The 22,862-nt window shown below is 69.6% G+C and carries 15 protein-coding genes; 8 read left to right on the forward strand and 7 right to left on the reverse strand.

The window, feature by feature from the left end; translation table 11 throughout:
• Positions 1–66: 66 nt before the first annotated feature.
• Positions 67–2,709, reverse strand: a complete 2,643-nt coding sequence (locus G6O68_RS03200; protein ID WP_165244761.1) for a beta strand repeat-containing protein — start codon at positions 2,707–2,709, stop codon at positions 67–69.
• A 444-nt stretch (positions 2,710–3,153) separates the two neighbouring features.
• On the opposite strand from G6O68_RS03200, the gene G6O68_RS03205 reads away from it, so the two are divergent.
• From G6O68_RS03205 to greA, 5 genes are all read left to right on the forward strand, one after another.
• Positions 3,154–5,871, forward strand: coding sequence for a TolC family protein (locus G6O68_RS03205; protein ID WP_165244763.1), 2,718 nt, complete (start codon positions 3,154–3,156; stop codon positions 5,869–5,871).
• Positions 5,777–7,648, forward strand: coding sequence for an efflux RND transporter periplasmic adaptor subunit (locus tag G6O68_RS03210; protein WP_165244765.1), 1,872 nt, complete (start codon positions 5,777–5,779; stop codon positions 7,646–7,648). Before G6O68_RS03205 ends, G6O68_RS03210 begins: the two co-directional genes overlap by 95 nt.
• Positions 7,649–7,728: 80 nt before the next feature.
• Positions 7,729–8,481: an ABC transporter ATP-binding protein gene (locus tag G6O68_RS03215; RefSeq protein ID WP_165245563.1), complete on the forward strand. Its 753-nt coding sequence runs from the start codon at positions 7,729–7,731 to the stop codon at positions 8,479–8,481.
• Between the two features lie 53 nt (positions 8,482–8,534).
• Positions 8,535–9,812: an ABC transporter permease gene (locus G6O68_RS03220; RefSeq protein ID WP_165244767.1), complete on the forward strand. Its 1,278-nt coding sequence runs from the start codon at positions 8,535–8,537 to the stop codon at positions 9,810–9,812.
• A 369-nt stretch (positions 9,813–10,181) separates the two neighbouring features.
• Positions 10,182–10,661: a transcription elongation factor GreA gene (gene greA, locus G6O68_RS03225; protein ID WP_165244769.1), complete on the forward strand. Its 480-nt coding sequence runs from the start codon at positions 10,182–10,184 to the stop codon at positions 10,659–10,661.
• 51 nt (positions 10,662–10,712) lie between these two features.
• Here the strand turns inward: greA and G6O68_RS03230 are convergent, their stop codons facing one another.
• The 4 genes from G6O68_RS03230 to G6O68_RS03245 all read right to left on the reverse strand — a co-directional run bounded on the left by G6O68_RS03230 (position 10,713) and on the right by G6O68_RS03245 (position 14,394).
• Entirely contained in the window at positions 10,713–11,447 is a 735-nt protein-coding gene (locus G6O68_RS03230; protein ID WP_165244771.1) for an RluA family pseudouridine synthase, read from the reverse strand.
• The gene (locus G6O68_RS03235) at positions 11,444–11,914 is read right to left on the reverse strand and encodes a hypothetical protein (RefSeq protein ID WP_165244773.1); all 471 of its coding nucleotides are present in this window, start codon (positions 11,912–11,914) and stop codon (positions 11,444–11,446) included. The genes G6O68_RS03230 and G6O68_RS03235 overlap by 4 nt, the downstream gene beginning before the upstream one ends.
• 122 nt (positions 11,915–12,036) lie before the next feature.
• Positions 12,037–12,657 (reverse strand): superoxide dismutase, encoded by a 621-nt coding sequence (locus tag G6O68_RS03240; RefSeq protein WP_165244775.1) that lies wholly within the window; start codon positions 12,655–12,657, stop codon positions 12,037–12,039.
• 186 nt (positions 12,658–12,843) lie between these two features.
• Positions 12,844–14,394 (reverse strand): matrixin family metalloprotease, encoded by a 1,551-nt coding sequence (locus G6O68_RS03245; protein WP_165244777.1) that lies wholly within the window; start codon positions 14,392–14,394, stop codon positions 12,844–12,846.
• Between the two features lie 829 nt (positions 14,395–15,223).
• On the opposite strand from G6O68_RS03245, the gene G6O68_RS03250 reads away from it, so the two are divergent.
• Positions 15,224–17,281: an alpha/beta hydrolase family protein gene (locus G6O68_RS03250; RefSeq protein ID WP_165244779.1), complete on the forward strand. Its 2,058-nt coding sequence runs from the start codon at positions 15,224–15,226 to the stop codon at positions 17,279–17,281.
• A gap of 260 nt (positions 17,282–17,541) precedes the next feature.
• Entirely contained in the window at positions 17,542–19,497 is a 1,956-nt protein-coding gene (locus G6O68_RS03255) for an efflux RND transporter periplasmic adaptor subunit (RefSeq protein ID WP_206108005.1), read from the forward strand.
• Here G6O68_RS03255 and G6O68_RS03260 read toward each other — a convergent pair.
• Positions 19,494–20,414: an NAD-dependent epimerase/dehydratase family protein gene (locus G6O68_RS03260; RefSeq protein WP_165244781.1), complete on the reverse strand. Its 921-nt coding sequence runs from the start codon at positions 20,412–20,414 to the stop codon at positions 19,494–19,496. The two genes, G6O68_RS03255 and G6O68_RS03260, sit on opposite strands and share 4 nt — an antisense overlap.
• A 100-nt stretch (positions 20,415–20,514) precedes the next feature.
• Here G6O68_RS03260 and G6O68_RS03265 point away from each other — a divergent pair, with 100 nt between their 5' ends.
• Entirely contained in the window at positions 20,515–21,846 is a 1,332-nt protein-coding gene (locus G6O68_RS03265; protein WP_165244783.1) for an SGNH/GDSL hydrolase family protein, read from the forward strand.
• Here the strand turns inward: G6O68_RS03265 and G6O68_RS03270 are convergent.
• Positions 21,809–22,831, reverse strand: coding sequence for an N-acetylmuramoyl-L-alanine amidase (locus tag G6O68_RS03270; protein WP_240911021.1), 1,023 nt, complete (start codon positions 22,829–22,831; stop codon positions 21,809–21,811). The two genes, G6O68_RS03265 and G6O68_RS03270, sit on opposite strands and share 38 nt — an antisense overlap.
• Positions 22,832–22,862 lie beyond the last annotated feature (31 nt).

The raw sequence follows: 22,862 nt of genomic DNA on the forward strand, positions 1-22,862 counted from the left end.
GCCCCTTCGAGAGGGGCCGGCCCGCGGTGTCTCGACCAATCGGATATCCCCGCGCGGGGGCGAGGGTCAGCCGGGGAGGGGGTTGTTGCGGGCGTTGTACTTCTGGACCTTGTTCTGGACCGGGACGACCCGGCCCTTGTGGACCCACTTGTACGACTCGCCGTTGCTGAACCGGCCGCGGGTGTAGACGTTGCGGCCGAGCGTCCAGACGCCGTTGGCCCGGTCGAAGTCCTGGGCGCCCGCCGGGGTGCGACCGTTGACCTTCAGCCCCTTGTAGGCCTGGAGCCGCTGCCGGAAGCCGGCGGGGGGCAGGTACTGCTGGATCGCCACGTTGACCGGGATGGGGGCGTAGTTGAGCTGCGACATCGCGGCCAGGGTCGGCACGAAAGAGCTGCCGAGCGGCGAGACATAGGTGGACGGGGTGAAGACGCCCGGAGGGATCGGGGCCGCGACGCCGCCTCCCCCACCGCCGCCCCCGCCGCCGCCCCCGCCGGTGTTGATCGGGGCGGAGGCGATCCACTGCTGGTTGGGGGCCGCCGCGGTCGGCAGGGTCAGGCCGGTCACCACCAGGGTGGAGGTCCCCGTCGGCAGGTTGAGCGACGACCGGGGCGAGATCGTGATGATCGCCTGGGTCGCGTTGGCCGGATTCGCCGTGACGGTCGCGTTCGCGAACAGGACGCCGTTGACCGTGACGGTCGTGGGGTCGATGTCGGTGACCGGGTTGAACGCCACGCCGCTGGGGGTGGTGGCGCTGGTGACGTAGATCTGCATCGCGTCGGGGGTCGTCCGGTTCACGGCGAACGGCGTGCTGGTCGAGTTGTCGATCTGCACGATGTTCGTGGTGATCACGTTCGACGCGGGCGGGATGCCGACCGAGACCCGAGCCCCCTCGACGATGAAGCCGGCGCCGGCGAGGTTGCCCGAGTTGATGATGGTGTAGCCGGGGGACCCGATGATGAAGTCGCCCAGCAGGTCCGAGTCCGCGGTGCGGGTCTGGCCCGAGTTGAACAGGCGGCCCGAGACGGCGGCGCCGAAGAACGGCGCAGAGGTCGCGACGGGGAAGCCCGGGGTCGACGCCGTGAGGAGCAGGCCGGCGAGGCTGGAGGCGTTCTCGGCCTGGGTCAGCGAGAAGGTGCCGGTGAAGAGCCCGGCGTGGCCCGGCAGGTAGTAGGCCGCCCCGCGATTGGAGTTGAAGCCGGGCGAGCCGATCAGGATGGCGCTGGGCTGGCCGCTGTTGACCGGCGCGGCGGAGGAGACCGCGTAGCCGGCCAGGTCGCCGGTGGTCGTACCCGTCAGGGTCAGCGAGCTGATCGAGTTGGGGATGGTGTCGGCCGTGAAGATCCCGTTGACGACGTTGTTGGCGCCGCCGTAGAGGAGGATCGCCCGGCCCGTGTTGGTGACGTACCCGGGGCCGCCGATCAGGACGTCGCCGAAGCCGTCGTTGTTGAAGTCGCCGCCGCCGGAGACCGCGAAGCCCAGCTGCTCGCCGGCCGAGCCGCCGATCACCGCCCCGGCGACCGGGGCGGGGGTCGAGCCGCTCGCCGTGCCCACGCGGGCGAGCGAGATGAAGCGGTAGCTGTTGGTGACGATCGTCTGGTTGATGAGGTTGCCGCCGTAGACCACATACGCGGCGCCGGCCCCGCCTCCCGCGCCGGCGGCCCCGATGATCAGGTCGGCCAGGCCGTCGCCGTTGACGTCGCCGCCTTCGCCGCCGACCGCGAAGCCGACCTGGCTGCCGCCGGTCGGGCCCGCGAGGACCAGGCCGGGGACGCTCCCCTGGCCGATCGTCGTGACGTCGATGGTCGTCGGCGACGCCGGCAGGTTGTTGCCGGTCATGACGTAGACGGCGCCCGAGGTGGCGACGCCGGCCACCGAGGCCGCCGGGGCGCCCAGGGCGATGCCGTTCGACCCGTCGTTCAGGAAGTTGCCGATCCCGGCCACGCCGCCGCCCAGCTGCGACCCGAGCGACGAGCTGACGAAGGTGATGACCGTCACGCCCGCGGCCTGCGCCGAGGCCGGGTCGTCCAGGTCGATCGTCTTGTTCGCCAGCGTGCTCAGGTTGCTCGTGCCGTACACGAGGTAGGCGCGACCGGTGCCGACGCCGCTGGTGAACGAGCCGGCGACCGTGCCGTTGGGGGCGCCGATCAGGAAGGCGGGCGTCCCGCGGATCGTCCCCGCGAACGCCACCGACTCGCCGAGCTGCGAGTTCGGCTGCTGGCTGGTGATGAACGTCACGCCGTTGAACGCGTAGGCGTTCGTCGAGCTGCCCGTGATCGGATTGGTCTGCAGATCGCCGCCCAGCGTGGTGAGGTCGCCGACCCGGCCGTTGGGGGCGTTGTTCAGCCAGTCCGCGGTGACGGGCCCGGAGTTGGTGACGGCCTGCGAGCCGAACACCAGGTAGGCCGACGGGACGGTGTTCGTCCCCGTGTTGTCGATGGCCGGGGCGCCGATCAGGAAGCTGTCGAACCCCGTGCCGTTGATGTTGCCGAGGTTGGCGACGCTGTAGCCGGCCCCTTGCAGGGGCGTGCTCGTCCCCACCATCGCCACGCCGACGTTGGCGGCGGCGATGTTGGGCAGGGCCGGCGGGGCCGTCCCGCCCAGGTCGATGGAGAGCAACACCTTCGCCTCGAGGTCTTCCGCCCGCGGGCGGAACTTCGCAGGCTTGTGCGCCGGGGCGCCGGACCGAGGACCGCGATTGCCAAACAGCATCTGGAGACTCCCTTCTCCCAGGCATCCTTCCGCGTCCCGCCACGAGACATCTCGCCACGGCGCCTCGCGGGGGGCCCCCTCATTGGAACCGGTCGGGCCGGGAGGCACCTGCCTCCGGTCCGGACGGGTACGGCGCGAATCCGCCGCCGAGGGTCCCTTATTACCACTGGGATTTCGGCCTTGACGCGGCCTTTTCTCCACTCCAAAGCCGATCCACCCCGGTTCGACGACTTCGGGCCGCTCGCGCTTTCAGTTCAACTCGGACAATCGGCAGGCCCGATACAAACGGCGTGAGAGTCGCCGCGAGTCGTCGATCCGTCGCACCGATCGTCCCCGCCAACCCGGCCGGGCCGTCGCGGACGGGTTCGAGCCCCGCCGGCGGCCCGGTGGTGCGCCCCCCCCGGGGCGGCGGTCCGAAGGGATGCCAGTCGTCGAGGCAAAAGCATGGCCGATAACAAGCTCAGGACCCCCAGGACGCCCCTCGCGCGGTACGGCGTCTTGCCGACCTTGCTCGCGGCGACGCTGGGCACCCAGCCGGGATGCACGCGCGAATTCTTCCGCGAATGGGCCAACCAGGACGTCTCTGAGGCGGTCTTCGAGAAGAGTCGCGACCCGCGATGGCGGCTGGACACGTTCTCGGTCGAGCCGCCGGCCCTCTCGCGGTTCGCCGACCCCTACGACCAGGACTTCCCGCCGGCCCCCCCCGACGACCCGGCCGCCGAGGCGCTCTCGCCCGTCCCCCAGGCGCCGAACAATCGGCTCCTCGTCCCGGCCGAGGGGAACGGCTACATGGACCTCCTCGAGCGCTGGGACCAGGAACGCGCCACCTATCCAAAGGCGGCCAGGCGGACGGCCCCGGCCTCGCCCGCTCGCGACCTGAACGAGCCGGCGACCCCCACCCCGCCGCCCGGCCCCTCCAACGCCCCCTCGCCCTTCCCCGGGCCGGCCGGGGCCGATGGGCCGACGACCCTCAAGCTCGACCGGCCCCGCGACCGCAAGGCCGCGCCGGTCCTCCTGGCCGACGCCCGGAAGTATCCGAAGGGGACGATCCCCCCGCCCCGGCCCGCCGAGAGCTTCGAGAAGTCGGCGGTCGACCCCGAGGCCCGTCGGGCCGGATTCCAGGGCCAGGAGCCGGACAGGGACCTCGGGCCGGCGCCCGCGACGCCGCTCGATCCCAACCCCGAGCGGCGCGACCTCGCCGACCCGGCCCTCCCCAGGCCCGGGGAGATGCAGCCGGAGCGCGGCGACGGGGCGTTCACCGAATCCCAGGCGGCCGAGCTGGCCGGCATCCTGGTCCCTACGATCCCCGAACTGGACGAGGCGGTCATCGCGGGGCTCCCCAGCGGCTCCAAGTTCTACCGGGTGAACATGCAGCAGGCGTTCACCCTGGCCCTCATCAACAGCCGGTTCTACCAGACCCAGTTGGAGAACCTCTACTCCTCGGCCCTCGCCGTCACGCTCCAGCGGTTCGCCTTCCAGCCCCAGTTCTATGCGGGTTCGACGCCTTCGACTTCGCCGCTGGGGGCGGGGTTCCCGGGCCTGAACCCCGGCAACGCCTTCAACTACGCGACGCGATACGCCCCGGGCGGCCAGGTCTCGAACCTCCAGCTGAGCGAGATCGCCGGCGTAGGCAAGCTCCTCAACTCGGGCGGCCGGCTGCTGCTGGGCTTCGCCAACCAGGTCGTCTTCAACCTCGTCGGCACCAACCCGATCCAGCCCTCCGTGCAGTCCTCCCTGCCGCTCAGCTTCGTCCAGCCCCTCTTGCGGGGCGGCGGCCGGGCCGTGACGCTGGAGGCGCTGACCCTGGCCGAACGCTCGCTGCTCTACCAGGTCCGCTCATTCGCACGATTCCGCCAGGAGTTCATCGTCTCGGTGCTGATCGGCGGCTCGGTGCAGAACCTGGGGTCGACCTTCGCCCTCGCGGGCTTCTCGTCGGGCGGCAACGTGGACCCGGTCGTGGGCTTCGTCCCGACCGTGGTCAACGCGGCCCGGATCGAGATCTCCAAGCGGAACGTGGCGACCCTGGAGCAGATCGTGAGCCTCTACGAGCAGCTCATCGACGGCGAGGCGTCGGGCCTCACGCAGCTCCAGGTCGACCAGGCCCGGAACCAGCTGGTCGGCGGCCGCAGCCAGCTCGCCCAGAACATCCTGAGTTTCCGCAACGGCCTGGACCAGTTCAAGCTCCAACTCGGCCTCCCCCCGGACACCCCGATGTCCGTGGACCTCAGCCTGTATGAGCCGTTCCTGGACGTTTTCCGTCGGATCGACGACTGGCAGCGCAACCCCAAGCGCGACCTCGACGAGCTGCCCCAGATCATCCAGAGCGTCCCCGAGCTGGAGGACGTCGTCATCGACGGCCGGTCGGTCCTGGCCCCCTACCGCCAGATCGAGGGCGAGGCGGACGAGAGCCGGCTCGAGGAGATCCTGCAGGCCGGCGTCCGGACCGCCATGGAATACCGGCTCGACCTCATGAACGCCCGAGCCCAGCTCTACGACGCCTGGCGACAAATTCGATTTCGGGCCAACGCCCTCCGCGGTATACTCAACGTCGGCCTGACCAATCAGGTCTTGACCCCGCCCACGACGACCAACCCGTTTGGCTTCATGTCCCAGGCCACCCAGTTCAGCCTGGTCCTGAACGCCGAGCTCCCCCTGATCCGGCTCTCCGAGCGCAACCAGTTCCGCCAGGCCATCATCGACTACCAGCGGCAGCGACGATCCCTGCAGAACCAGGAAGACGCCCTAAAATTCAATCTTCGTCAAGACATCAGGCAGATGCAAATCGCCTACTTCCAATACGAGATCTCCAAGCAGCAGCTGACCCTGCAGGCTCGGCTGAAGGACCAGGCGTTCGAGCAGATCGTGGCGCCGCCGCAGGCGACCTCGGGGCAGAACCTGGCCCAGTCGGCCAACGCCGCGGCCCAGACCCAGAACCTGCTCCAGGCCCAGGGCAACCTGATCCAGCAGCAGCTGTCGATCGTCCAGAACTGGCAGGCCTTCGAGCTCGCCCGACTGACCCTGTACCGCGACATCGGCACCTTGCCCTACGACGAATGGGAGGCGTTCAGTGAACTTTTCCCTGCAGAATACCGAGGCCCCAGCCTCGGGGCCGGCACCAGCGACCCGCGACCTGCCGCCCCTGCAGCGCCCGAAACGCCGTAAGGCGTCGCTGGGCAAGATCTTGGCCCTGGGCCTCGTCTCCCTCCTCGCGGTGGGGGGCGTGGCCCTGGTCAGCGTCCCCGGCATGAGCAAGCCGATCCGCGGATTCTTCGCCCCGACCAGCCTCGACATCATCCCATTCGAGATCAAGCGCGGCCCGCTGCCGATCACGGTCACCGAGAAGGGCTCGCTGGAGAGCGCCAAGAACGAGGACGTGTACTGCCAGGTGGAAGGCCAGACCACCATCATCTTCATCCTCCCGGAAGGGACCCGGGTGAAGAAGGGGGAGCTGGTCTGCGAGCTGGACTCGGCGACCCTCCGGGAGTCCCTGATCAACCAGAAGATCGCCACCCAGGGGGCCGACGCCGCCTATCAGCAGGCCAAGCTGACCCGCGAGGTCGCCGAGATCGCCGTCCGGGAGTATGAAGAGGGCATCTACGCCCAGGACAAGGCGACCATCAACGGCGAGATCAAGCTGGCCGAGTCCGACCTCGCCCGCGCCGCCGACCGTGTCGACTGGGCCAACCGCATGTTCGACAAGGGCTACGTCTCCCGCGCCCAGAAGGTCTCCGAGGAGCTGAACAATCAGAAGGCCAAGTTCGCCCTGGAGCAGGCCCAGAGCAAGCTCTCGGTGCTGGAGAACTTCACCAAGGCCAAGACCATCAAGGAGTTGAAGAGCGACGTCGAGAAGGCGCTCTCGGACGAGCTGGCCAAGAAGCAGACCTTCGAGCTGGAGCGCGAGAAGGAGGCCAAGTTCGAGAAGCAGATCGTCAACTGCAAGCTCTTCGCCCCCGGCGAGGGGCTGGTGGTCTACGCCAACGACCCCGGCCGCAACTTCGGCAGCAACACCCCGCAGGTCGAGGAAGGCGCCACGGTCCGCGAGCGTCAGAAGATCTTCAGCCTGCCGGACATCGCCAACATGCAGGTGAACGCCAAGATCCACGAGTCGCAGATCGACAAGATCCTGCCCAAGATGAAGGCCCGGATCCGGGTCGACGCCTTCGCCGACATGGAGCTGGACGGCAGCGTCGTCGACGTCGCCCCCCTGCCCGACCCGTCGAGCTTCTTCAGCTCGGACATCAAGGTCTACACCTCGCACATCCGGATCGAGAACCCCCTGCCCGGCCTCCGCCCCGGCATGAACGCCGAAGTCGTCATCCTCGTCGACCGCAAGGAGGACGTGCTGACCGTGCCGGTCCAGGCGATCCTCGAATTCAAGGGCAAGGACCACCTCGCCGTCCGCACCCCGAACGGCTACGACCGCAAGGAAGTCGCCCTGGGCGCGACCAACGACAAGTACGTCGAGATCGTCGAGGGCGTCTCCGAGGGCCAGGTCATCGCCCTCAACCCGATCGCCCTGCTGAGCGACGAGGAGAAGCGGGAGCTGTTCGCCGTCGGCCGCGCCGCCTCCAAGAAAGACTTCGCCAAGGGCGACGGCGAGGCCGCGGGACCGGGCGGGCCGGGAGTCCCCGGCGGGCCCGCCGTCCCCGGCGCCGCGCCCGACGCCGCCAAGGCCAAGGGCAAGGGCGGCCGTCGCGGCGGCGCGGGCGGCGGCATGGGTGCGTTCATGGCCAAGATGCAGAACGTCCCCGCCGAGGACCGGGCCAAGCTCAAGTCCGCCTCGGAGGAGGAGCGGGCCGAGATCCTCAAGAAGGCCGGATTCACCGACGCCGAGCTCGACCAGATGCGACAGATGCGGGCGGGCGGAGGTGGCGGCGGGCCGGGCGGGCCCGGCGGCGGCGGGCCGGGCGGCGGCGGCGGCCCCGGGGGAGGCAACTGATCGTGGACTTCCAAGTCGATTCCGCGAATCGGGCCGACAAGCCGCTGGTCTCCATCGTCGACGTCCGCAAGACCTACGTGATGGGCCACGCCCCCTCCGGCGGCGGGATCTTCCGCCGCAAGGGGGCCAGCAACACCGTCACCGTGCACGCCCTCCAGGGCGTGTCGGTCGACTTCTACCCGGGCGAGTACGTCGCCATCATGGGCGCGTCGGGCTCCGGCAAGAGCACCATGCTCAACCTGCTCGGCTGCCTCGACCGCCCCACCAGCGGCCAGTACATGCTGGGCGACCGCGACGTCTCTCGGCTGGACGACGACGAGCTGTCCGAGGTCCGCAGCCGCTACCTCGGCTTCATCTTCCAGTCCTACAACCTCATCCAGCAGTACACGGTACTGGAGAACATCCAGCTACCCCTCACCTATCAGGGGGGGGGCGAGCTGAGCCCGGAGGCCGTCGAGCGCTCGGTCGAGCTGGCCACCATGGTCGGCCTCGGCGAGCGCCTGGACCACCGCCCGACGCAGCTCTCCGGCGGCCAGCAGCAGCGCGTGGCCATCGCACGCTCGCTGATCAACGATCCCTACATCATCCTCGCGGACGAGGCCACCGGCAATCTAGACACCAAGACCAGCCATGAGATCATGGAAATGCTCCAGCGTCTCAACGACGCGGGCAAGACCATCATCATGGTGACCCACGAAGACGACATCGCCGAGCACGCCAAGCGGATCATCCGCATGCGCGACGGCCTGATCATCGAGGACGGCCCCAGCCCGCGGATGATCGCCGCCGGTCAGGCCGCCCAGGGCTCGCTCGCCGCCTCCGTCGAGGCCTGACCAACGTCCGTCCCGCTGCCCGCCCGAACCCCGACGGTCAAGGAATCCATCCCATGCGACGCATCTGGCGCGGCCTCAAACTCGGCATGAAGAGCCTGCTGCTGCACAAGCTGCGGTCGGGCCTGACCGTCCTCGGCATCGTCTTCGGCGTGGCCGCCGTCATCTCGATGCTCGCGATCGCCGAGGGCTCCAGCCGCGACGCCCAGGAGCGGATCCGCGCCCTCGGCGCCACCAACATCATCGTCCGCTCGGTCAAGCCCAGCGACGAGGCCCAGGCCACCGGCGGGCGGCCCTCGCGCATCCTCAACTACGGCATCAAGTACGACGACTTCGATCGGATCATGGCGACCGTGCCGACGATCCGCAAGGCCCTGCCCATCCGCGAGATCCGCAAGCAGGTCCGCCGCCTCCAGTACTACCTCGACGGCCGCGTCGTGGGCACCACCCAGGACTACGCCGAGTTCAACATGCTCCAGATCGAGCGGGGCCGGTTCCTGACCGCCGCCGACAACGAGAAGTACCAGAATTACGCCGTGCTCGCCTCGACCACCGCCAAGACCCTCTTCCCCTACGAAGATCCCATCGGCGAGTCGGTCAAGCTGGGGTCCGACTACTACACCGTCGTCGGCGTCACCAAGGAACGCGAAAGCTCGGCGGGCGTGGGCGGCAGCCTCGCGGCCCAGGACTTCAACAAGGACGTCTACATCCCGCTGAACACCTGCCGGGTGCGATTCGGCGAGAAGATCATCAACAACCGGTCGGGGTCGATGGAGGCCGAGGAGACCCAGCTCTCCCAGGTCACGCTCCAGGTCGGCGCCATCGACCAAGTCCAGCCAACCGTGCCGATCATCAAGGCGGCCTACGAGCGGTTCCATCCCAAGAAGGACGTCGAGATGACGGTCCCCTACGACCTGCTGCTGGAGGCCCAGCGAGCGGCCCGCCAGTTCAGCATCATCCTGGGGACGATCGCGGCGATCTCGCTGCTGGTCGGCGGCATCGGCATCATGAACATCATGCTGGCCACCGTCACCGAGCGGACCCGGGAGATCGGCATCCGCCGGGCCCTCGGCGCGAAGCGGAAGGACATCACCCAGCAGTTCCTGATCGAGACCGTCGTGCTCTCCGGGGTCGGCGGCCTGCTGGGCGTGTCGATGGGCATCGCCATCCCGCGGCTCATCGTCTACTTCATCCCCGACCAGAAGGCGTTCGTCACCGGCATGTCGGTGCTGCTGGCGTTCGGGATCTCGGTCGCCGTCGGCATCCTCTTCGGTCTCTATCCGGCCCGACGGGCCGCCATGATGGATCCGATCGAGGCCCTCCGCCACGAATGATCCTCCCGGAGCCCGGGCCCTCGGCGGGACGCTTCGCGACCCTCCCCACCCCCCCGGGTTCCCACGGGTTGGGCTTGCATACCCGTACAGGGATTACTAGGCTTGATGGCAGATGGACGTCACCGGATGCGGCTTACGCATCCGGCCGTCTCATTTTTTTTGCCTTGGGTTCAGCCTCGGCGTAACCCGGAGACCTGAGCCTCGACCTCGTCGCCCGCCGACCCGTCCCGCCAGGGCCAGAGCGACGTGCAACCTGAATCGGCCGGAGGCGACCGACGCCTCGGCGACGCGCGCGAGCCTCCACGACGAGGCGCCCCCCGGCGCGAACCGTGCATCCCGCACCAGTGTTGAGAATGGGAGCAGTTCGGCATGTCCACCGACCGAATTCCGATGTCGAAAGAAGGCTACGAGAAGCTCAAGGCCCAGCTCGACCAGATGAAACATGAGGACATGTCCCGGATCGCCGAGCAGATCGCCCAGGCCCGCGGTTACGGGGACCTTTCCGAGAACGCCGAGTTCGACGCCGCCGTCGAAGCTCAGGGAATGCTCCAGGCCCGGATCAACGACCTCCAGGACAAGCTGAGCCGGGCCTACCTCGTCGACCGGACGAACATGCCCAAGGACCGCGTGGTCTTCGGCTCCAAGGTGCGCGTCCTGGACGTCGACCTGGCCGAGGAGGAGGACTTCATCCTCGTCGGCCCCGGCGAGGAGGACTACGAGAACAATCGCATCCTCCTGACCAGCCCCATCGGCCAGGGCCTCGTCGGCAAGAAGGTCGGCGACGAGGTCGAGGTCCCCATCCCCAAGGGGACCCTCAAGCTCAAGATCGTCGAGATCGGCTGCGAGTGACCCGCACCCCGCGCCGGCCCCCCTCCCCCGGCGCGGACTCCCCCGGTCGCCTCAGACCGAACCCGGCGCGGGATCGACGCCAAGCTCCCGCCAGGACGCCGGTAGAGGCGCGACCAGGATCAACGGCGCCGACGTCGTCGGGTGCCGTACCTGCAAGGACCGCGCATGCAGCGCGATCCCCGGCGAGAACGCCTTGCGCGAGCCGTAGATCGCATCGCCGAGGATCGATAGGCCCCGGGTCGCCGATTGGACGCGGAGTTGATGCGTCCGGCCGGTCTCGGGCCAGAATCGAAGCCGAAGCATCCCTTCGGGAAGCCGGGCGTCGGGCTCGACGAAGACCCGGGTCCGCGACTCGCGGGCACGCGGCGTCCCCTCCGCGACCGATCGGACGACGCCTTCCTGGTCGGGAGCGGTGAGCCAGTCGATCCAGGTGTCGCCGATCGGCGGCAGCGGCGAAGGTCCGGGGTTCTCGACGGCGGCGTCGGCCGCCTCGACGACCGCCCAGTACTCCTTCACGGCCTGCCGCTTCTCGAATTGCATCGCCAGCCGACGCGCCGCCTTGGCGGTCTTCGCCCAGAGGAGCATGCCCGACACCGGCCGATCGAGGCGGTGGACGATCCCGACGTAGACGGACTCCGGCGCGGCGGGATTCAGATGCCGGCGCAGGTCCTGTTCGAGCGTGGTCTCGCCGGGGGGCGCCCAGGTCCCCTGGGTGAGCTGGCCGGCCGGCTTGAGGACCGCCAGGCAGTGCTCGTCCTCGAACATGACCTGAAGCCCGAGGCTCATTGCGGCCCCGATGCGGGGCTCACCTTCAGGTCGCGGGTGAGCGACTTGGCCGTGGACTCGCCGGTGTCGAGAAGTTCGTCGGCGATCACCCCCGGGCTCGGGCCCGCGGTCGGGTCGAGTCCCGACGTCCCCGGCGGGCCGTAGCCGTTGTCGGTCGGCCGCGCGACCTTCTCGCCCGCTGTGGGTGTGCCGTAGATCGGGGGCTTCGGCTTGAGCCCGCCGAACTGGTCGTCGGTCGACCCGCCCGGCCCGACGTTGAACGTGCCCGGAGAGCCGTTCGCGAGCGCGGGATGCGGCTCGGAGCTGAACCCGACGGCCGGCGGCTGGTCCCCCGTCCTGGCGTAGGGCCGGCCCGGCGGGACCTCGCTCTTCGTGCTCCGGCAGCCGGCAGACGCGACCAGGGCGACAGCGAGCGTCATGACGCCTGCGATGAGGCGATAAGGGCGGGGAACGCAGGGTCGATCCATCGACGAGACCTCCAACCATCCGCGAAAACGCAAACCGGACGCGACGGGCGCGAGCACCCGTGCGTCCGGATGATACCGATCCGGGGGGACCGGTCAAGGAGAGTCGCGGTGTCGCGGAGGGGTCACTTCCCCTTGGCGGCCTCGTAGCGACGGCCCACCTCGTCCCAGTTGACGACGTTCCAGAAGGCCGTGATGTAGTCGGGGCGCCGGTTCTGATACTTCAGGTAGTAGGCGTGCTCCCAGACGTCCAGGCCGAGGACCGGCGTGGCGCCGTCGGAGATCGGGCTGTCCTGATTGGCGGTGGAGGTCACGGCGAGCTTGCCGTCCTTGCCGACCGTCAGCCAGGCCCACCCCGAGCCGAACCGGGTGGTGGCGGCCTTGTTGAAGGCCTCCTTGAACGTCGTGAAACCGCCAAGCTCCGAGGCGATCGCCTCGGCGAGCGCGCCCTTGGGCTCGCCGCCGCCGCCGGGGCCGATGATCTGCCAGAAGAACGCGTGGTTGGCGTGCCCGCCGCCGTTGTTCCGCACGGCCGTCCGGATGGCCTCCGGGATCGCGTTGAGGTCGGCGATCAGGGCCTCGATCGGCTTGCCCTGGAGGTCCGGGTGATCCTTCAGCGCCGCGTTGAGGTTGTTGACGTACGCGGCGTGGTGCTTGTCGTGGTGGATCTCCATCGTCTTGGCGTCGATGTGGGGCTCCAACGCGCCGAAGTCGTACGGCAGCGGGGGCACGGTGTATTCAGCCATTCCAGTCGCTCCTGATTCCCTGTGTCTGTTCGGCGCGCGGACGAGGAGGTCGCCGCCGGCTGTCCCAGCCCGCGGCGACCCCCCGAGGGTCCGGGCGCGTCGCCCGTGTTCGGATCCGCACAAGCTACCACAGCCGGGGCTTGCGCTCAAATTCCGGAGACGCAAGTCGCGTACCGGGGCGGGGCGTCACACTGCGGCCGGCTTCAGCGCCGAAGCCCACACGGGAGCCTCGTACGCATAGAGGGTCGCCAGCCTGGGGAGGGGGGCCTGCCGGGCGGGCGGCCTGCGGAAGACCGGCCTCCGCGCGGGGGCCGCCTGGGCGAGGGAGAGCGTATAATCGGCGACGCTCGACGTGCCGACGGCCTGAAGCCGCACGACCAGCGCGGCGTTGCGGCCGGCGGAGACGCTGACCGAGTCCGTCCCCTGGGCGACGACCCGGCCTCGATTGTTCAGAACCTGGATGGTCGCGCCTCCGGCCGAGACCTGCACGACCCCCTGGGCACCCGCCTGGAACGAGAAGAAGTCCACGTCGCCGGCCGCAAGCGTCAGGCCGGGGAGGCTCGCCTGCGAGATCCTTCCGATCCGCGTGGCCGTGCCGATGGAGTTGTTCAGCTCGAAGCGGTCCGGAGCAATGACCACGGTGGTCGGATAGATCGGCCCGGAGGGCGGGATCACGGTGTTGGGCGGGGGCGTCGCAGGGCTCGGCGGGGGCGTCGGGGTGACGGTCGGCGGCGTGATGGTCCTGGGAGCCTGGGAGAGCGCGACCGTCAAGTTGTAGGTTCCGACCGCGAAGACGTCGTTGGTCGCCCCCATCACGGCGGCGTAGTAGCGACGTCCCGGCACGATCGAGCCCACCGAGGCCGTCACGTCGGCGCTCCACTTGCCGGGGTCGGACGCCTGGGCGAGCGGAGACCCGGCGGCGTCGTAGATCGTGACCTTGGGGCTCAGCATGCTGGAGTTCGACGCCGAGGCCGTCACCTGCCAGGAGCCGCTCGCGTAGTCCGGCGCGACGAAGCTGAACCATTGCACGTCGCCGACGGAGTCGAGCGACGCCGCCGAGGCCGTGGAGAACTGGGCGGTGGACAGGACGGAGGTCAGGTCGATGGGCCTCTGGGCGGTCTCGCCGTAGCCCTGGGCCTGGTAGATGTCGGGCTGTCGGGCGCCGTAGATCGCCTGGATGCCGGCGATGTCGCCGGCGTCGAGGGTGGTGACGGCGCCGCCGTAGACGGGCCGCATCACCACTCTGCCGCTCGTGGGGTGATCGAGGCCCAAGGAGTGGCCGGTCTCGTGGAGCACGACGCTGAACAGGTCGAAGTCCGACCCGATCGCGTACTTCATGTTGAGGTTGACCTCGACGTCGCCGCCGGCCGTCGAGCCCTGCGGGGGCGGGAAGTAGGTCTGGGCCAGCGTCTGCTGATTGCCGGCGATCGCGGTCCCGCCGATTCGGATGTCGCCGAACCGCGCGTCGCCCTGGGAGGCGCCCAGGGCGTTGACGCGGTAAGGGCCGTCGGCGATCGGGACGATGTTGATGTTCGCGACCGACTGCCAGGTCGCCAGGGCGCGGGCGACCTCACGCTGCCAGACGCCCTGGCCGAACTTGGCGTCGAACGTGGCGTTCAGCGCATTCGTGCCGCTGATCCAGGAGACGCCGTCGGGCGCGATGCTGTAGGTGATCCGCGAGGGGTTCGCCCAGCGGAACCCGTTCTTGATCAGGTAATCCGAGCCCGCGCTCGCCATCAGAGTGCGATCCTCGAGCGCCTCCAGGAGGGTCGGGCGTCGCCGCCGCAGGGACCGAGGCCCCCCTCCTCTCCGCATCAGAATGCCGAGGCGTCGTCCGACTTCCTTGCACCCCATCCAGGAACGCTCTCCGAGCGATCCGTTGGGTAGCCCAAGCATGGTGCACTCCGCTGATCGTTGGGCGCGGCGGGGGCCGGCTCGGCGCGAGGAGCGAACCTCCCGGTCGTTCGGGATCCGGCTCGTCGATCACCTGGATCGCGGCCGTTCCTTCGCGAGTCTCGGGCGGTCGTCCCCGACCTGATGGGCCCTTCGCTTGCTCCCCCGTCTGCCGCCTTCGTCCATCCCTCCGTGGTCCAAACCCCTCTTCCTTGGCGAAGTCGGCCGCCTTCTCGGGCGCCTTGCCGCCGCGTTCTCGCGGCGCTCCCCCCGGGGGATCCCCTGATCGTCGAGGAGAGTCGACGAGCGTCGAGTCTGCCAGCTGTGACGGCGAACCTCGATGTAAGGCTTGCCGCGAACGTGCTGGATGTCGCAGAGACTCCTCCGATACCTGAAACCTAGGTTGCGATTCCAGGGATTTCCTCAAGATTCGAGAAGTCCCGGCCGGTACAGGCGGGACGACCGGTTCCGTCGGTATGAATTTCGTCGGATTCAGCGGTTGGAGCAGTCGGAACGAATCGTTGAGATCTTCGGACCATTGATCCAAGCATCCGCACGCCTTCCACTTCCGAAACGACGCGGCGACCTCGACGGCTTGTGGCGGAAGATCGCGACCGATACGCTCGTTGAGACCGCGAAAAACACCCCCACCCGCCCCTGCCGAGGATTCCGCATGCAAACGGCGAACGACCCGGCCGACCCCGCCGCGTCCTTTGGGATTTTCGTCCGGCGAGCCGTCCCCTCCGCCCGCCGCCCGACCGCCCCTCCCGCCACGCCGGAGGGCTGGGAAAAGCGGCTCCAGGGCGTCGCCGCCGGGCTGCGGACCTCCTTCGGCCTGGCCCTGATCGAGCCCTGCGACCTGGCCCCCGAGATCCTCGGGGTGGTCGAGCGCGACGATTACATCATCGAACGGCTGACCTTCCAGAGCCGGCCCGACGTGCGGGTGACGGCGAACCTCTATCGCCCCCGGAACTCGGACGCCCCGGCCCCGGCCGTCCTGAGCGTGCACGGCCACTGGGCCTGGGCGCGGATCGATCCCACCGTGCAGGCCCGCTGCATCGCGCTCGCCCGGCTCGGCTACGTCTGCCTCTGCGTCGACGCCTTCGGCGCGGGGGAGCGGGCGATCGTCCCCGGGCCCGGGACCTATCACGGCGGGCCGACCGGGGCTTCGCTCTGGGCGGCCGGCGTGCCGCTGATCGGGCTGCAGGTCCACGACAATCGCCGGGCCGTCGACTACCTCGCCTCGCGTCCCGAGGTCGACCCGACCCGTCTGGCGATCACGGGGGCTTCCGGGGGGGGCAACCAGACGCTCTACGCCGGCGCGACCGACGACCGGCTCAAAGCTGTCGTGCCGGTCTGCGGGGTCGGCGCCCTGGAAGCCTACCTGGACACCGCTTGCTGCGTCTGCGAGGTCAATCCGGGGGGGCTGACCTACGCCACGACGGGAGACCTGCTGGCGATGATCGCCCCCGGGGCCTTGCTGGTCGTCAGCGCCAGCCGAGACGCCCCTCAGTTCGGCGCTGAGGCGGCCGCCAGGAGCCTGGAGCACGCGCGCCCGCGGTTCGAGCAGCTCGGGGCCGGCGATCGCATCCGCCAGGCGACCGTCGATTCCGGACACGATTACAACCGGCCGATGCGCGAGGCCCTCTACGGCTGGCTCGACCGCTGGCTCCGCGATCGCGGCGACGGCGGGCCGATCGCCGAGCCGGAGGTCCAGCCCGAGGACCCCGCCCGGCTCCGGTGCTATCCGGACGCCGGATCCCGCCCGGCGTCGATCGTCACGATCCCGGAATTCTTCCGCCGCGAGGCCCTCGCGAGGATCGCTGCGCTGCCCGCCGCCCCCGACCACCGTCAGGCCTGGGAGGCGGAGGCGGTCTCGCTCAAGGCCGGACTGGCGAAGGACGTGCTCGGCGGATTGCCCCAGACCGACCCGCCGCCCCTCCGCGTCGGCTTCGATGCGGGGCGAGGATGCTGGACGCTCGTAATGGAGCCCGAACCGGGCCTGGCCCTCTCCGGATTCCTGAGGACGCCCGATTCGGGTGCCCGGCGCGGGCTGGTGATCCTGTCTGGAGAAGAGGCGATCGACGCAGAGGTGGCCGCCGCCTGGGGGATGCCATGGCACCGCGCCGGTTACGCCACCTGCGCGGTGGAGCTTCGGGCGCTGGGGCGGCTGAAGCCCGACACGCCGACGATCGCCGAGGCCGTCGACCACAATGAGGCCGAGTGGGGCGTCTGGATCGGCCGTCCCCTGCTCGGCCAGTGGGTTTTCGACCTGATGCAGTGGGTGGAGGCCCTCGGGAAACTCCTCGGCACCCCTCCCTCGCCCTTTGCCGACCTCCCCCGCGACCTGCCGATGCTCCTGCACGGCCGGGGGGCGGCGGGGACGGCGTCGATCCTCGCGTCGGCGTACGCCCCCCGCGTTGCGGAGGTCGTCGCCGAGTCCACCCCGGCGCGGCTCGTGGCACCGGAACCCGTTGCCTGGAGCCGCGTCCGGATGGGTCTCCTCGCGCCCAATTTGTTGAGGTACGGCGACATCGGTCGACTCGCGAGCCTGACGGCCCCACGTCGCCTGGTGATCCTGGCGGGCGTCGGGACGGATGGGACGGCCGTTCCCGTGGCCGACCTGGAGTCGGCTTTCTCGCATTGCCGGGCGATTTACCGGCTCCATGACGCCGAAACGTCGCTCGTCCTGGCGTCCTCCCGCGCCGAGTCGGGGCTCCCCGAGGCCTGATCGTCGGGGAACCAGGCGAACGCGGGTATGGACAGGGCCGGAGGCCGGGGTTTTGACGCTCTTCTAGAGGAGAATCGCATCCCTAGATGCGTTGACCCCGGTCCGGGACTTCCGATAATCCAATGAACCGAGACATTCGGCGCCGCGTAACGGTCCAGAGGATCCCTCGCCCTCTCGAACCCGATCGCGACGCTTGACGCGGATTCGGCCGGACTCCCGGCCGCGATCGGCTCGGTCGCGCCTTTCCCCTCGGACGACACATGCAAGCTCAACCGAACGCGGTCCCTCGGATCGAACTGGAACGCCCGAGCCGACGCGGGTCGATCGGGAAGCGGCTGACGGCCCTCGTCGTCGTGCTGGCGGCGGTGGGGGGCGCGTCGTGGGCCTGGGAGCAAGGGTATCGCCCCTCCTGGCTCGATCGTCGCGAGGCCGTTTCGTACAAGCTCGCCGAGGTCGACCGCGGCGACATCGTGCAGTACGTCGTGGAGTTCGGCACGCTCGAAAGCGCGACGGACGCGGTCGTCCGGTGCCAGGTCGAGGCCCTCATCGGCCTGGTGGGCGGGTCGAACTCGAGCGGCTCGGGGAACCGGTCCGGGGGCTCCAGCAGTGGGGCGGCTTCGCAGGCATCCGCCGCGCCGGCCCCCGCACCGACGAAGAGCGCCGCGGGGACGGCCAAGGCCGGGACCGCGACCGCCAAGGGTGGTGCGGGGTCGACCGCCAAGGGGGGGGCGGGGTCGGGGTCCGCATCGGGATCCTCGGGAACGGCGACGGCCGCCTCGGGTACGTCCGCGAAGCCCTCCATCAGGAGCTTCACCTACACCGTCGCTCCCTATTCCCCCCTGAAGCGGACGACGAAGGCGACGACCGCCTCGAATTCCCGGGGCGGCGGGGGCAGCGGTGGAAGCGGCGGTGGAGGCGGCAGCGGTCGAGGCGGCGGGGGAGGCGGCATGGAAGAGAAGCCGGGCTCCACCCGCATCATCTCGATCCTGCCCGAGGGGACGGCCGTGAGGCAGGGCGATGTGGTGTGCGAGCTGGATTCGGCGGCCTTCCGCGACGAGCTCAAGGCCCAGCAGATCCGCTGGCTCCAGGCCAAGTCGTTCGTCGAGCAGGCGACCTCGCTGCTCGCCGTCAACGAGATCACGCTTCGCGAGTATCGCGATGGCATCCTCCCTCAGGACCTCCAGCTCATCCGCCAGTATGTCCAGACTTGCGAGATCGACCACGATCGGGCCGCGAAGAACGTCGAATGGTCGCGGGGCGTCACCCAGAAGGGGCTGCGCACCAGCTCCCAGCTACGCGCGGACGAACTGGCGCTCCAGCAGGCGGAATTCGTCCTGAGCGAGGCTCAGGGCATGCTCCTGCGGTTGGAGAAGTTCACCGGTCCCAAGATCCTCAAGTCGCTCGAAGCGAAGCTGGCCTCGATCCTGACCGACAAGCTCGCCCAGGACGCGAGCTTCGCCCTGGAGGCGGAGCGGCTCGCACGCCTGGAGAAGAACGTCGCCGCCTGCATCCTCCGCGCACCTCGCGACGGCGTGGTCGTCTACGTGAATGAAACCAACGGCTGGGGGCGGGTGGAGTCGGTGATCCAGGAAGGGACGACCGTCCGGCAGGATCAGCCGATCTTTCAGCTCCCCGACCCCAAGCGGATGCGGGTCAAGGCCCGCATCAACGAGACCAAGGTCTCGTACCTCCGCAACGGCCAGGCCTGTTCGATCCGCCTGGACGCCTTCCCCGACCGGCTTCTGCGCGGGCGGGTCACCGACGTGACCGCCATCTCCTCGCCGGTGAACGGGCCCTTCTCCGACGTCCGCGTCTACTTCGCCCTGATCGCGATCGACGACGCTTTCGCCGACCTCCGCCCCGGCCTCAGCGCCGAGGTTACGTTCCTGTACGATCGCCGGTCGCAGGTCGACCGCATGCCGCTCGCGGCCGTTCGCGACATCGGCGACGACTCCTACGTGGCGATCCTCGACCGGACCCCGGCTCCCGAAGCCAAGACGCCCTACCGCTGGCAGAAGGTCGAACTCGGCCTCAGCGACTCGGACTTCGTCGAGGTCCTCTCCGGGGTCCAGCCCGGCGACCGGGTCATCCTCGACCCGTTCACGCTGGAGGCGCCGACGATCGCGCCGACGCCCCCCGCGGCCTCGCAGGTCGCGGCCGTCGCCCCCGACCCTCAAGAGGCGGTCGGAGCCGTCCCCGCTCGGCCCGGATCCTAATTGGCCGTGTTCGCGGCGGCGAGTAGTTGGGCGATCGTTTCCTCAAGCCGGGCCTCTCGGCCGAAGGTCATCCCCAGCGAGCGGATCCGGTCGGTCGCGATCTGGTGCTTGGGATGCGTCTCCGCACCGCCGATGGGGCCGTCCGACCCGGCGAGTCGACGGGCGATGTGCGCGACTTCGTAGTCGGAGACGTAGCGATCGCAGCAGTTGTACATCCGGCCCGACACCGCCTGGGCGTCTGCGTTCAGCAGGATCTCGACGCCCCGGGCGACGTCGGTCGCGTGGACCTCCTTGCCGCCCCCCCGGCATTCGACCGGCTCGCCGGCGGCCACCTTTCGCACCAGGTCGAACCACTTGCTCGCCTTCGGCGGACGGGCCAGGCCGTAGACGCCGCAGGGCCGTATGGCGCAGATGGGCATCCGCGAGCCCAGGCCGTAGCTCGACACGAAAGCCTCGATCGCCGCCTTGTGGGCCCCGTAGTGGCTGGCGCTCCAGGTCGGGTGGGCCTCGTCGAGCGGCCGATCGTCCAGGATCAGGTCGTGCACGGCGCAGGTGGAGATGAAGACGAACCGTTTCAGCTCCCGGCGGCGAGCCTCCTCGATCAGCCGCAGCGTCCCCATAACGTTCCGCTCGAAGAACTCCAGGAGGTTCCCCTCGCCCCCCCGAAAGCGTCCGCCGGGGTGGTCGATCGCGGCGTGGACGACGGCGTCGGCCCCGTCCAGCAGGTCGCGGCCGGCGCGTTCGTCGCCGAGGCTCCCCTCGACCCAGTCGATGCCGCCCTCGGGGATCGAATCGGCGAGGCCCGAGACGTCGCTGCTCGGGCGTCGCCAGCAGACGAGCCGGTGTCCCGCCTGGGCCAGATGTGAGACGATGTAGCGGCCGACGAATCCCGTCGCCCCGGTCACGGCGATTCTCATCGATCCTGTCTCCTTAGACAGTCAGTCGCGCCCCACGCGCCGAGCGGCCCCCGGATCCCGCGAGGCGGAAGCCGGAGGGCGACTCGGCGGAGCTCCCCGAATGAATCAGGCCCCCGCCCCATCAAGCCCCGGTCGTGCCGACGCCCGCGCCCGATGGTTCAAGCGTTTCATCATACTCGCCACGCTCGCGACGGTCGCCGGAATCGTCGCCGCGTTCCCCGTCGGGCGATTCTACGCGATCCAGGGGGCCGTCGCGGCCCGCACCGCCACGATCCGATGGGTGACCGGCCTGGAGCCGGATCGCACGGAGATCGAGGCCGATTGGGCCCGTCGCAGGCAGCGAGCGGTCGATTCGACGACGGCGACCTTGACGAAGTTCTTCAACGGCACGGACGAGCCGATGCGCGATTTGTTCCGGGTCGCCGGCATGGATCCGGAGCACGGCCTGGTCCGCTTCGGACGCGCCGACCAGTCGTTCCTTCTCTCCTCGCAGGTCTTCGAGCCCGACGACCGCGGCCGATCCTACCGGCTCCGACCGAACACCCGGTCGGTCTGGCTGCGCCAGGTCACGCTCCACGACGGCCCCTTCGGGCTGTTCCAGATCCTGGACACGCCGGAGCATCGCGAGGCCGCGTCGAAGGCCGGCGCGATCGTCGACGAGTCCTCGGCCACGACGACCAACTCCTGGGGCCTGCGAGGGCCGGAACCGGACCCCTCGGCCGCGCTCCGGGGCGTCGTCCTGGGGGACTCCTTCATGCAGGGCATGTTCAACGGCGACGAGCAGACACCGCCGTTCTACCTGGCGAACCGCCTGACGGATCTTTACGAAGGGTCCGTCTCGCTCGCCAACACGGGGCACATCGCCTACTCGCCCGAGCAGTATTACTACACGCTTCTGGAGTACGGCGAGCGGATGACCCCGCAATTCGTCGTCGTCAGCGTCTGCCCGAACGACTTCGGCGAGGGCTTCGACATCCTCCAGGGCCGGCCCGACTGGATGGACGAGGCGGCCTACTGGATCGACCGCATCCACGGCTGGTGCCGATCGCGGGGGGCGATCTGCCTGCTGGTCCCGGTCCCCACCTTCCCCCAGGTGGAGAGCCGGCGCAAGGACGGATTCTACCCGGGCCTGGTGAGCAACATCTTCCCCGGCCCGCCAGCCTACTTCTGCGACCCGCTGGAGGCGTTCCTGGACGAGCACCTCAGGCTGAGGCGCGAGGCGAGCGAGGGGAACTCGACGCTCTCGCGGAGCCCGCTCTACAACCGCCACATCGACGACGACCATTTCTCGCCGGTCGGAGCCGACTTGTGGGCCGAGGTCGTCGCGAGGCGGCTGGTGCTGCTGCTGGAGACGGTCGGGAGGGGCTCGAACCCCTCCCTCCCGAAGGCGAAGCTCACTTCCCGGCCATCTTCGAGCGGGCCCCGTCGATGAGCAGGTCCCACTGGAAGGCCGGGCCGGGGTCGGTCTTGTTGGTCTGGACGTGGTAGTGGCCGAGCAGCCCCTGGTAGGCGTCGAACTCGGCGGGCGAGAGGGTGTCGAGCCGCAAGGCGCCCGAGTCGTCGCGCGGGTAGTCGGCCTTGATCTTGGGGAAGACGGTGCAGAGCGTGGCCGTCAGCTTGGTCAGGGCGTCGTACTGGGCCTGGGTCAGGTCGTACTGCTCCAGCTCCTGGCCTCGGATCTTCCCCTTCACCAGCTCGTTCCGGGCGGGGGCCAGCAGGGCGTCGGGGTTGTGGATGCCGTTGGCCTCCGGGGCGCCCGGGAGCTTGATCTTCACGCGACCCTCGGCGTCCTTCTCGTACCAGCGGTCGAGCGACGCGGTCCGGCCGGGGGAGTAGGCGCCCATGTTGGCGATCTCGATGCCGATCGAGCGGCCGTTGGCCTTCGTGGCGTGCCAGGCGGCCTCCTTGAGGTCGAGCGTCTGGTAGATCGTGCCGTCGACGTCGAGCATGAAGTGGACGCTCAGGCCCCGCTCGTCGTGCAGGACGCGGAAGCAGCGCTGGCTGGTCCCGCAGACGTCGTAGTGGATCACGAACTGGTCGACCACGCGCTGGAGCAGCGGCAGGTCCCAGCCCCCGGCCTGGACGCGGGCCAGTTCGGGCTCGGACAGCCCGTTCTTGCGGAGGCCGAAGCGGGTCGGCGGGAGGTCCGGCTTCTTGTCCGCGGGGCTGAAGTGCGGGGCCACGCGGTAGGCGTCGTATCCCTCGGGGTCGGTCCAGAGGACGACGGGGGTGGTGGTGTGGAAGAGCTGGCCGCAGACGACGATCTCGTCGCCCCGGCGTTCGAGCCGATCGCCCGGCTTGGGTTCGTCTGCCTTCGCCGAACCCGGAAGGGCGAGCAGGCACGAGGCGGCGAGGCCGAGGAGCCCCAGGGCGGTGCGAGGACGTCGGGGCGAGGGGCGATGCGGGGACGAGGGCAAAGGCGATCTCCTTCCACAGGCGCGGGCTTGA

It is taken from the genome of Paludisphaera soli (genome assembly GCF_011064595.1).
GTDB classification, from domain to species: domain Bacteria; phylum Planctomycetota; class Planctomycetia; order Isosphaerales; family Isosphaeraceae; genus Paludisphaera; species Paludisphaera soli.